General features: G+C 69.8%; 13 protein-coding genes and 1 tRNA gene. 8 read left to right on the top strand and 6 right to left on the bottom strand.

What is annotated here, in order from left to right; translation table 11 throughout:
* Together NBV68_RS13230 and NBV68_RS13225 are read right to left on the bottom strand one after the other, a co-directional pair.
* Positions 1-578, bottom strand: a 578-nt coding sequence (locus NBV68_RS13230) for an asparaginase domain-containing protein (protein ID WP_296310528.1), incomplete at its 3' end; no start/stop codon positions are given.
* Between the two features lie 9 nt (positions 579-587).
* A complete protein-coding gene (locus tag NBV68_RS13225) occupies positions 588-1196 on the bottom strand; it encodes a GNAT family N-acetyltransferase (RefSeq protein WP_296310526.1) in 609 nt (202 codons plus the stop codon).
* A 97-nt stretch (positions 1197-1293) separates the two neighbouring features.
* Between NBV68_RS13225 and NBV68_RS13220 the strand changes: the two genes are divergently transcribed.
* The 4 genes from NBV68_RS13220 (at position 1294) to NBV68_RS13205 (ending at position 4425) form a co-directional block, all read left to right on the top strand.
* Positions 1294-1366: transfer RNA gene (locus tag NBV68_RS13220), tRNA-Val, on the top strand.
* A gap of 29 nt (positions 1367-1395) precedes the next feature.
* Positions 1396-2148 (top strand): SDR family oxidoreductase, encoded by a 753-nt coding sequence (locus NBV68_RS13215; protein ID WP_296310525.1) that lies wholly within the window; start codon positions 1396-1398, stop codon positions 2146-2148.
* A gap of 58 nt (positions 2149-2206) precedes the next feature.
* Complete coding sequence (gene asd, locus NBV68_RS13210) at positions 2207-3055, top strand: archaetidylserine decarboxylase (RefSeq protein WP_296310524.1); 849 nt, start codon at positions 2207-2209, stop codon at positions 3053-3055.
* 104 nt (positions 3056-3159) lie between these two features.
* Positions 3160-4425, top strand: coding sequence for an NAD(P)/FAD-dependent oxidoreductase (locus NBV68_RS13205; RefSeq protein WP_296310522.1), 1266 nt, complete (start codon positions 3160-3162; stop codon positions 4423-4425).
* On the opposite strand, the gene NBV68_RS13200 is transcribed toward NBV68_RS13205, so the two are convergent.
* A complete protein-coding gene (locus NBV68_RS13200) occupies positions 4365-4931 on the bottom strand; it encodes a TlpA family protein disulfide reductase (RefSeq protein ID WP_296310520.1) in 567 nt (188 codons plus the stop codon). The two genes, NBV68_RS13205 and NBV68_RS13200, sit on opposite strands and share 61 nt — an antisense overlap.
* On the opposite strand from NBV68_RS13200, the gene argH reads away from it, so the two are divergent.
* Genes argH through NBV68_RS13180 form a run of 4 tightly spaced genes read left to right on the top strand, consistent with a single transcriptional unit; the run spans position 4930 to position 8709 of the window.
* Positions 4930-6345: an argininosuccinate lyase gene (gene argH / locus NBV68_RS13195; protein ID WP_296310518.1), complete on the top strand. Its 1416-nt coding sequence runs from the start codon at positions 4930-4932 to the stop codon at positions 6343-6345. The genes NBV68_RS13200 and argH overlap by 2 nt on opposite strands.
* The gene (locus tag NBV68_RS13190; RefSeq protein ID WP_296310530.1) at positions 6345-6593 is read left to right on the top strand and encodes a hypothetical protein; all 249 of its coding nucleotides are present in this window, start codon (positions 6345-6347) and stop codon (positions 6591-6593) included. The genes argH and NBV68_RS13190 overlap by 1 nt, the downstream gene beginning before the upstream one ends.
* Before the next feature lie 15 nt (positions 6594-6608).
* Positions 6609-7868, top strand: coding sequence for a diaminopimelate decarboxylase (lysA, locus tag NBV68_RS13185; protein WP_296310516.1), 1260 nt, complete (start codon positions 6609-6611; stop codon positions 7866-7868).
* 7 nt (positions 7869-7875) lie between these two features.
* A complete protein-coding gene (locus tag NBV68_RS13180) occupies positions 7876-8709 on the top strand; it encodes a siroheme synthase (protein ID WP_296310514.1) in 834 nt (277 codons plus the stop codon).
* On the opposite strand, the gene NBV68_RS13175 is transcribed toward NBV68_RS13180, so the two are convergent.
* The 3 genes from NBV68_RS13175 to NBV68_RS13165 all read right to left on the bottom strand — a co-directional run.
* Positions 8706-9752 carry a MarR family transcriptional regulator gene (locus NBV68_RS13175; protein WP_296310512.1) on the bottom strand — a complete coding sequence of 349 codons (1047 nt, stop codon included), beginning with the start codon at positions 9750-9752 and terminating at the stop codon, positions 8706-8708. The genes NBV68_RS13180 and NBV68_RS13175 overlap by 4 nt on opposite strands.
* A gap of 68 nt (positions 9753-9820) precedes the next feature.
* The gene (locus NBV68_RS13170; protein WP_296310510.1) at positions 9821-10378 is read right to left on the bottom strand and encodes a L,D-transpeptidase family protein; all 558 of its coding nucleotides are present in this window, start codon (positions 10376-10378) and stop codon (positions 9821-9823) included.
* 131 nt (positions 10379-10509) lie between these two features.
* The coding region (locus NBV68_RS13165) for an adenylosuccinate synthetase (protein WP_296310507.1) at positions 10510-11038 on the bottom strand (529 nt) is incomplete at its 5' end.

The following is an 11038-nucleotide window of genomic DNA, read 5'->3' as shown; positions in this document are numbered from 1 at the left end:
CTTGACGGGGTGACGCGCGCCAGCGGCCCTCGCGGGAAGCTGCGAAAGGCGTCGATGGCGGAGGTCGCCGCCTTCCTCGCATCGCGCGCGGCCAGCACAGCGTCGCCCATCACCAGCATCACGCCCCGCCCGCGCGCCGCCGGATCGCTCGCGACCTTCACCGCGTTGGCGAAATTGCGCATCCCGTCCGCACCCACCGCATCCGCCGAGCGCATCGCGCCGACGAGGATCACGGGCTTGGTGGTGGGCAGGGTGAGGTCGAGCAGCAACCCCGTCTCCTCCGCCGTGTCGGTGCCGTGGGTGATGATCACTGCGTCGATCGCGGGGTCGTCCATCGCACCCGCACAGGCCGCATGGAGCGCCTGCCACTCAGCGAACCCGATGTCCTGCGAGCCGATCCGCGCGATCTCTTGGCGGTGCAGTTCCGCCGCCAGCCCGAGCGCGGCGAGGTGCCCGACCAGCACCTCGAGCGACAGCCCGCCGGGCCGGTACGCCGCCCCCGTTCCGCCGGCGCCAGCGCCCGCCCCCGCGATCGTGCCGCCGGTGCCGAGGACGAGAATGCGCGCAGATTTGCTCATGGCCGCGCCCTAGCCGCCGTCCGGCCCCTCGCCTAGCGGTTCGTTGCCGAACTGGTCGAACACCGCCGCGAGCCCCGGAACGTCCGCCTCGGCCCGCAGCGCGGCGAGCGCCTCGGGGATGTCGATCGCCAGTTCCGAGACCCCGCCCTCAGACCTGACCCCCTCCGCCCCGAGCGAGCGTGCCAGCGCCAGCGCCGGGCGGTTTTCGGGGAGGATGTGGACGGTGAAGCGGTCATACCCCTCGCGCGCGCAATCGAGCAGCAGCACCGCCGTCAGCAGCCGCGCAAGGCCGCGCCCGTGATATTCGTCGATCACCGCCACCGAGAACTCGGCGGCGTCGGGATCGTCCTTGTCGCGAAAGGCGTGGACCACGCCGAGCGCCGGGGTATCGGGCAGATCGCTCCTGAGCGCGCCCCAGGCGAGGTGATCGTGGCCGTCGGCGCTCACCAGGGCGCGCAGCACCTGGGGCGGGGCCTCGCGCATCCCCGAGAAGAACCGCAGGTAGCGCGACTGCGGCGAAAGCTGCGCGATGCCCGCCTGGAGCCGCGCCTCGTCCGAGCGGCGCACACGCCGGATGCACACCGGGGTGCCGTCATTGAGAGCTGTGTGAATGGCCATCGCGCTTGCCGCCGCCTCCTGCCGACTCCGCCCGCCTATCCTAGCCGCTTGACCACCGCACCAACACAGCTAAACCGCGCTCCGGCCCACGCACGTGGGGCGGTTAGCTCAGTTGGTAGAGCATCTCGTTTACACCGAGAGGGTCGGCGGTTCGAGCCCGTCACCGCCCACGGCGCGCTGCGCGAAGGGAGAACACGCGATGGACTTGCGGCTCGAAGGCAAGACGGCGCTGGTGCTGGGCGCGAGCAAGGGCCTCGGCCGCGCGATTGCCGAGGCGCTGGCGGCCGAGGGCGCGGGCGTCATGACCGTGGCGCGCTCGGGCGCGGGGCTGCCCGGGCGGCTCCACATTCACGCCGATCTTGACGATCCGCAAGCCCCGCAGACAATCATCGACCGCGTGCGCGCAGGCGGGGCCTCGCCCGATATTCTGGTGCTGAATGCAGGCGGGCCGCCGGTGGGTGGGGCCGCCACCACAACGCCTGCCGATTTCGCGGCGGTTCTGCCGCGCATGTTCAACGCCCAGCTTGCTCTGGCGCAGGAGTTCCTGCCCGACATGCGCACGCGCGGCTTCGGGCGGATCATCGCGGTCGCCTCGACCAGCCTCGTCACGCCGATCGCGGGTCTCGTACTGTCCAACGCAGTGCGCGCGATGCTCGCCTCGTGGTGCAAGACCCTCGCGAGCGAGGTCGCGGCTGACGGGGTAACGGTCAACCTGCTGCTCCCCGGACAGATCGCCACAGACCGCCTGACCAGCCTCCACGCCGGGATGGCAGCCGCACAGGGCCTTGAGGCCGAGCAGGTCACCGCCCGCTCGGTCGCGGCGATCCCGGCGGGGCGGCTCGGGCGGCCGGAGGAATTCGGCGACATCGCCGCCTTTCTCGCCTCCCCGCGCGCCAGCTTCATCACCGGCAGCGCGATCAAGGTCGACGGCGGCCAGACCGCCACGCTCTGACCCCCCCGCACTAACCCCTGTGCTTGCGTCCGCGCACGCAGGCCCCTAGCGCGGCGGCATGTCCGATCTGTTCATCGCGCTCCAGCACCTCGTGCCCCGGCACGCCCTCTCGCGCTTCGCGGGGAGCATCGCAGCGAGCACCTCGCCATGGCTGCGTGACCGGCTGATCCGCCGCTTCGTCGCAGCTTACGGCGTTGACCTCGCCGAAGCCGCGCGCGGGATCGGGGAGTTCACGAGCTTCAACGACTTCTTCACCCGCGAATTGAAGCCCGGCGCGAGGCCGCTTGCCGACGCCGCGCAGTTCATCGTCTCGCCGGCCGATGGCGCGGTGAGCCAGATCGGCCCGATCTCCGGCGGGCGGATCATCCAAGCCAAGGGACGCGATTACTCGGTCGCCGAAATCCTCGGCTGCGGGGCGGAGGAAGCCGCGCGGTTCGAGGGCGGGAGCTTCATCACCATCTATCTCAGTCCCAAGGACTACCACCGCGTCCACATGCCGGCCGCAGGCACGCTGGCAAAGACCAGCTACATCCCGGGCGACCTGTTCTCGGTCAATACTGCCACCGCCGCCGGGGTCGACCGCCTGTTCGCGCGCAACGAGCGGCTGTCGTGCCGCTTCGACGGGCCCGACGGGCACTTCGCCAGCATCATGGTCGGCGCGATGATCGTCGCCGGGATCGACACCGTGTGGCCCAACACCTTCCGCACCCACGCCAGCGCGCCGGTCCACGAGGATTATGCGGGGCAAGACCACAGCTTCGCGGCGGGGGACGAGATCGGGCGGTTCTATCTCGGCTCCACGGTCGTGCTGCTGTTCGAACCCGGACGCGTGGAATGGCGCGCAGACCTGAAAGCGGGCGACCCGCTGCGGATGGGCGAGGCCATCGCCGCGCGCCGCCCTGCCTGAGCGGACATCCTTTGCACTAAATTCACTGGTCACCCGCTAGCCCCGCGATAACAGGGGTTTGCATGGGGCTGCCGCCGCGCGCGCCCCGCCACAAGGGGCCATGCATGGAGCCGCTTAGGATTGCCATCATCGGCTGCGGGCCTGCGGGGCTGGCCGCCGCGCTGCTGCTGGCGCGGCAAGGGCATGAGGTGGCGATCTTCGACCGCTTCGTCTCCCCCGGCCCGGTCGGTTCCGGTCTGATGATCCAGCCGAGCGGGCTGGCCGTGCTCGCCGAACTGGGGCTTGCGGAGGAAGTGGTTCACAGGGGCGCGCGGATCGATGCGCTGCAGGGGATCGAGGAGCATGGCCGCTGCGTCCTCGACGCGCCCTATGCCGCGCTGGGGCTTGCGGGCGCATTCGGGCTCGGCATCCACCGCGCGAGCCTGTTCGACGTGCTGTTCGAAGCCGCCGCGCGCCAGCCGGGGGTGACGATCTGCGCTGATCACGCGGTTAGCGGGAGCCATTGCGATGCAGCGGGCCGCCGCCTTGCCTTCGAGGGCCGCGAGCCTAGCGCCCCCTTCGACCTTGTCGTCGACGCCAGCGGCTGGCGCACGCATTTCGACCCCGCTCCCAAGGGCATCCTCCCCTTCGGTGCGCTTTGGGCGAGCCTGCCCTTGCGCGAGGGCGATCCCTTCGCGGGCAATCTGCTCGAACAGCGCTACCGCCGCGCCAGCCAGATGGCGGGCGTGCTGCCCATCGGCACGCGGACGGGCGGTGGGGGGCAGGAGGTCGCCTTCTTCTGGTCATTGAAGGCCGAGGATCATGCAGCTTGGCTGGCTACCCCGCTCGATGACTGGAAGGCCGAAGTCCTGCGCCTCTGGCCCGCATTGGAGGGCCTCCTCGCTCGGATCGAGGCCCGCGAGCAACTGACTTTCGCGCGCTACGCCCACCGCACCCACCCCGAGCCCGTCACCGAAAGGATGATCGCGATCGGCGACGCGTGGCACTCGGCGAGCCCGCAATTGGGGCAGGGCGCGAATATGGCACTGCTCGATGCGTGGAGCCTGTCGCGCGGGCTTGCCGAGGGGCGCACGCTCTCCGAAAAGCTGCGGCTCGCGGCAGGGTGGCGCAGCGACCATGTGTGGCTCTACCAGTGGGTGACGAAGCTGTTCACCCCGCTCTACCAGTCGGAGTCGCGCGTGCTGCCGGCTTTTCGCGACCGCGTCCTCGCCCCGCTATCGCGCCACTGGCCCGCGCGCGGCATTCAGGCGCATTTGATGAGCGGACTGTTCGGCTTCCCGCTCGCGCCCTTGGGCCTCGCCCCGCCCGATTATGCCGGTTTGAGCGCGTCCCTCACCAGCTTGGCCGCTTCCGGCGCGCCCCAGTCATAGCCGCCCGTCACCCGCAGTACCTCCTTGCCGCTCGCATCGAACAGGATGGTGAGCGGCAGCACGCCCTCGGGGGTGAATTGCGCGGACAGGGCGGTATCGGGATCGAGCCACGGTTCGAGCCGCTTGTAGCCGTTCTTCGCGAAGAAGGGCGTCACCAGCTCGGCCCCGCGCATATCCTGGCTGACGGTGACGACCTTGACCTCGCCCTCCAGCTCGCCCGCCAACGCGTCGAGCTGCGGCATTTCCTTGACGCAAGGCGCGCACCAGGTGGCCCACAGGTTGAGCAGCACCGGCCCGTCCTGCTTGCCCAGATCGAGCACCTTGCCCGCTGGATCGCGGAATTGCAGATCGGGGATCGGCGTCCCGGCAAAAGCGCGGGTCGGCGTGCCCGTCGCGCCCTCGCCCGAAGCTGTCGCTTCAACCGGTTGCGCCGGGGCCTCGGCGGCCCTATCGCATCCCGCCAGCATGAGGAGCGATACGGCAATAATGAGCGGTGAGCGGGACATGACGGGCTCCGATCAGGGGACGGCGACCAACGCCATGTGGGGCGGCCGCTTCGCTGACGGCCCTAGCGCGATCATGCGCGAAATCAACGCCTCGATCCCCTTCGACAAGGCGCTGTGGCGGCAGGATATTGCCGCGAGCAAGGCCCACGTGGCGATGCTCGGCGCGGCGGGGATTATCGCCGCCGACGATGCGCTGGTCATCGCAAACGGTCTCGACGCCGTCGCCGCGGAATACGAGCGCGACGGCGTGCCCGAAGACTGGGACCGCGAGGACATCCACATGACCACCGAAGCCCGGCTCGCCGAGCTGATCGGGCCGGTCGCCGGGCGCCTCCACACCGCACGCAGCCGCAATGATCAGGTCGCGACCGATTTCCGCCTGTGGGTGCGCGATGCCTTCGCCCAGATGGACGAGGGGCTGGCCGCGCTCCAGCACGCGCTCGTCTCCCGCGCAGGCGAGCACGCCGCCAGCATCATGCCCGGCTTCACCCACCTGCAGACCGCCCAGCCCGTGACCCTCGGCCACCACCTCATGGCCTATTACGAGATGTTCCGGCGTGACCGCGCCCGCATCAACGACGCGGCCAAGCGCATGAACGAATGCCCGCTCGGCTCGGCGGCTCTGGCCGGCACCGGCTTCCCCATCGACCGCGAGGCAACCGCCGCGGCATTGGGCTTCGACCGGCCGACCGCCAATTCGCTCGACGCCGTCTCCGACCGCGACTTCGCGCTCGATTTCCTGTGGAGCTGTTCGGCGACCGCGCTGCACCTGTCGCGGCTGGCGGAAGAACTGATCCTGTGGGCCAGCCAACCCTTCGGCTTCATCCGCCTGCCCGACAGCCTCTCGACCGGCTCGTCGATCATGCCGCAGAAGAAGAACCCCGACGCCGCCGAGCTGGTGCGCGGGCATTCGGGGCGCGTGATCGGGGCGCTCACCAGCCTGATGATCACCATGAAGGGCCTGCCGCTCGCCTATTCCAAGGACATGCAGGACGACAAGCCGCCGGTGTTCGAGGCCGCCAGCCTGATGGCGCTGTCCATCGCGGCCATGACGGGCATGATCGCGGGCGCCACCTTCAACACCGCCCGGATGCGCGCGGCCGCCGAACTCGGCTATGCCACCGCCACCGACCTTGCCGACTGGCTGGTGCGCGCGCGCGGCATCCCGTTCCGCGAGGCGCATCACATCACCGGCGCGGCGGTGAAGCTCGCCGAGAGCCGCGGGATCGCGCTCGACCAGCTGCCGATCGAAGACCTTCAGGCGATCGATGCGCGGATCGACGAAAGTGTCTATGCCGCGCTCTCGGTGGATGCCTCGGTCGCAGCGCGCGCTTCCTATGGGGGAACCGCGCCCGATCAGGTGCGTATGCAGGTCGCCGCCGCGCGGGCTGCTTTGGGAATGGAGAAGGAATGATGCGGATTGCCGCCGGTCTGGCCCTTGCGCTGCCACTCGCCCTGGCGCTCGCCGCTTGCGGCACGGTCGCTCCGCTGACACCGCCCGAGGGTGCCAAGGCACCCGAGGCCCCCTATGGCGCGGCCGCCACCCCTTCCGCCGAGGAATTGCTGCGCCGCGAAGCGCTCGCCGCGCCCGAACGCAGCGTCGAACTGCGCCGCCGCTCGGAAGAGCGGCAGGACGACCCCTTCGACCTGCCCCCCGAATAGAGACCTGCTACAACAATGGACCACTTCTCGCTCCGTGACGGCGTGATGCACGCCGAAGACGTGCCGCTGCCGGTGATCGCCGATGCGGTCGGCACCCCCGTCTATGTCTATTCGCGCGCCACGCTGGAACGCCACGCGCGGGTGTTCCGCGAGGCGCTGGCCGATGTGCCCGACACGCTGATCGCCTTTGCCGTCAAATCCAACCCCAACCTTGCCGTGCTGCGCGTGCTCCAGCAGCAGGGCATGGGCGCGGACGTCGTCTCGGTGGGCGAGATGCGCCGCGCGCTGGCGGCCGGCGTCGCGCCCGAAATGATCGTCTTCTCGGGCGTGGGCAAGACCGCCGCCGAGATGGCGGTCGCTCTCGATGCCGGGATCGGCCAGTTCAATATCGAGAGCGAGGAGGAGGGCGTCGAGCTCGCCGCCATCGCCGCCGCCAAGGGCATGACCGCACAGTGCACCTTGCGCATCAACCCCGATGTCGATGCGGGCACCCACGACAAGATCTCGACCGGCAAGGCCGACAACAAGTTCGGCGTGCCGATCAGCGAGGCGGGGCAGATTTTCGGCAAGCTGGCGGGTCTGCCAGGCGTGAATTTGCGCGGGGTGGCTGTGCATATTGGGAGCCAACTGGCCGATCTCGCGCCGCTCGAGACCGCCTTCGAAAAACTCGGCGTGCTGGTGCAGGCGCTGCGCGGTGCGGGGCATGAAGCGACCCATGTCGACCTCGGCGGCGGGCTCGGCGTGCCCTATCGCGTCGGCGAGGTGCTGCCCCAGCCTGCCGAATATGGCGCAATGGTCGCGCGGGTGACCAAGGACTGGGGCGTCAAGCTGATCTTCGAGCCCGGCCGCGTGATCGCGGGCAACGCGGGCGTGCTTCTGACCCGCGTGGTGCGGGTGAAGCGCGGGATCAAGGACCCCTTCGTGATCGTCGATGCGGCGATGAACGATCTGGCGCGGCCTGCCTTGTATGGCGCCTACCACCACTTCGAGGCGGTGGCGCCAACGGGCGCGCGCATGACCGCCAATATCGTCGGCCCGATCTGCGAGACCGGCGACACCTTCGCGATGGGCCGCCAATGCGATGCGCTGGAAGCGGGCGATCTCGCCGTGTTCCGCACCGCAGGCGCTTACGGCGCGACCATGGCCTCCTCCTACAATTCGCGCGGGTTCGTCGCCGAAGTGCTGGTCGATGGCGACAGGTTCGCCGTGGTCGCCGACCGGATCGAGGCGGGCGCGATCATGGGTGCCGAGCGGGTGCCCGAATGGCTCGCGTGAGGCTCACGTGAGCCGAATCGCCAGCCTGCCGTTGTTCCACCAGATCGCCGGGCAAGCGGTGCTGGTGCTCGGCGATGGCCCGGCGGCCGAGCCCAAGCGGCGGCTGGTCGAACGCGCAGGGGGCGTGATCGTCGACGACCTGCCGCGCGCCATCGAAGAGGGCGTGCGGCTCGCCTTCATCGCCTATGAGGACGCGAGGGCCTGCGAGGTCGTGGCGATCAATGCGCGGTGCGCCGGCATGCTGGTCAATGTCGTCGACCGGCCCGAGCTTTGCGACTTCACGACGCCCTCGATCCTCGACCGCGATCCGCTGCTGGTCGCGATCGGCACCGGCGGCGCTTCGGCGGGGCTCGCCAAGCATGTGCGGCTGCGGCTCGAGCGGGTGCTGCCTGCGACGCTGGGCGCGCTGGCACAGGCGCTCGAAGCGGCGCGGCCGGGCTTGCGCGCGCGGTTCCCGGACGGGGCCGAGCGAAGGCGGGCGGTTGATGCGGCGCTGCGCGAGGGCGGCCCGCTCGATCCGCTCGATCCGGGCGCGCATGCGCGGGCGGCCGCGTGGGCTGAGGGGGTAGCCGCAGAGGCTGGCGGGGCCGGTGCGCAGGCGCTGGTCGAAGTCACGCTGACAAGCGCCGATCCCGAGGACCTGACCCTCAGGCAAGCACGGCTGCTCGGCGAGGCGGATGTGCTGTGGCTCGACGGTGCGGTGCCGCCCGCGATCCTCGCCCGCGCCCGCGCCGATGCCGCACGGCAGGTGCTGGCCGAGGGGGGATTGGAAGATGCCGAGGCCGCGAGGGGCCTCACCCTGATCCTGCGCTGGCGGCCCGAAGCCTCCAGCGCCGCCTAGGCGGCTTGCAGCACCGGCGTCCTGAGGCTCGCGAAATAGCCCGACATCGCGGCGACCGCCTTGTCGCTCAAGCCGATGAAGGCGCGGCGCTTGTCCGCCGGATCGGGGACGCGCACGAAAATCCCGCTCTCGACCATTTGCGTCAGCCAGCGCAGCGCGGTGGTCGCCGGAACGCCTGCCGCGATGCACAGCGAGGTCACCGAAACCCGCGCGCCTTCGGCATGCGCGGCCGTGAGATCGAGCAGCATGTCCCACGCCGGATCGCCGAACAGCTCGGGATCGAAGAAACGGCTGCGCGCCTGACGGTTGGCGATGATCTGTCGCACCACCAGCGGATCGGGGAGCGGCGGCCCGGTGAGCGGGGGCCCGGAGAGCGGCGACCCCGAAAGCGGCGATCCGCCCGCCGGTGCAGCGCCGAAGCTGCCAAAAGCGGAGGGTTCGCTCGCGCGATAATCGCGCTTCATTTCGCCAAGGATACTCGCAGGCGCAGGCGCATGGCTCAGCCGGTCGAGCGAATGGGCAATCGCCTCCACCTGCTGCGACAGGCGCAGCAGCGCCACGCGGTCTTCCTCGCCCATTTCCCTGAGCCGCGCCGCGCCCGCTTCCCCCATCACCCGGCCGACCGCGATCACGCGTTCGGCGCGGCTGGGGCTGACGAGGATCTGCGGATTGGACTGATCGAGCACCGCGAAGACATCGTCCAACCCTTCGAGATTGGTCGCGACGATCAGCTTCGCGCCCGAACGCGCCACCCGCATGTCGAGCCGCGCGAGGCCCGCGAGCATCATCGCGTCGATCCCGCGCGAGCCGCATACCGCGCAATCGACCACCACCACATCGCCCAGCAAGGCGATCGGCCCTTCGAGCAGCGCCCGCAGGTTCCCTCCGTCAATCGAGCGGAACCCTGCCCCGCCAAGGTCTGCCGCGATCTGGCGGCGCAGGCCTTCATCCGCGCCGAAGATCGCGACCCGCGCGGGCAGCCCCGCGCCGTCATCGGCGAGGTCGTAGGCAAAATCAGCTTGCGTGGTGGCGTTGGTAAGCATCGACTCGACTCCAACAATGTTGGAACGAGAATAGAACAAAACGCGATCAGGTCAAGTAAGTCTAGGAGTTAAGGCCTGATCTCGATCACTGTCCCATCCGGCACAATCCGCCACAGCTCCTCAATCTCGGCGTTGGCAAGGGCGATGCAGCCGTCGGTCCAGTCGCCCGGAACGCGGCCGAAGTGCAGGCTGTTGGGCTGGCCGTGGAGGAAGATGTCGCCGCCGGGCGAGCGCCCTTGCGCCTGCGCGAAGGCGCGGTCCTGGGCGTTGGGGTAGGAGACCTTGAGGCTGAGGTGATAGGCGCTGCCCGGATTGCGCCCCTCGATCACGTAGCGCCCCTCGGGCGTGCGCTCGTCGCCTTCGAACTGCTTGTGGCCTTGCGGTGCGTCGCCGAACTGCAGGTCGCGCCACGCCTTGACCGGCCGGCCTTGCGCATAGGCGACCATCAGCCTTTCGGACTTGTCGACGATGAGATAGTCGACTGTCGTAAAGCGCCGCTCGGGCACGATCCGCGCCGCCTCACGCTCGAGCGGCGCTTGCGAGGCGGGGCTGCGCGCCTCGTCCGCCGGCGGGGCGGCGCAGGCGGCGACAAGCAGCAGGGAGGCGAGGAGCACGAGGCGGGTCATCGCGGCAAGACTAACCCGCACCGGCGGCCACGATCAATGCGGGAAAGTCCGCTGGCCCGTGAGGGGACACGGGTGCCCGGATGCCGGAAGCAGGGCCCCCACTCCCTCCCCGAGGGGAGGGGAGAAGCGCGTCAATCCACGAACGGATCGCGCATCAGGATCGTGTCGTCGCGCTCCGGCGAGGTCGAGACCAGCGCGACGGGGCATTCGATCAGTTCCTGGATGCGCTGGATATACTTGATCGCGTTCGCCGGAAGGTCGGCATAGGAGCGCGCGCCCGCAGTGCTTTCGTGCCAGCCGGGCATGTCCTCGTAGATCGGCTCGCAGGCGGCCTGATCGGCGGCATGGCTGGGCAGGTAGTCATAGACCTTGCCGCGCAGCCGGTAGCCGGTGCAGATGCTCACCCGGTCCAGCCCGTCGAGCACGTCGATCTTGGTGAGCGCGATGCCGGTGACGCCGGAGATCGCGCAGGACTGGCGCACCAGCACGGCATCGAACCAGCCGACGCGGCGCTTGCGGCCGGTGACAGTGCCGAATTCATGGCCCCGCTCGCCGAGGCGCTGGCCGATGTCGTCCTCGAGCTCGGTCGGGAACGGGCCGCTGCCGACGCGGGTGGTATAGGCCTTGACGATGCCGAGCACATAGCCGGTCGAATTGGGG

The organism is Erythrobacter sp. (assembly GCF_023653175.1).
In the GTDB taxonomy this organism is placed as follows: Bacteria; Pseudomonadota; Alphaproteobacteria; order Sphingomonadales; family Sphingomonadaceae; genus Erythrobacter.
The sequence above is the reverse complement of the archived record's forward strand: the minus strand, read 5'-3'. Positions and strand labels throughout refer to the sequence as shown.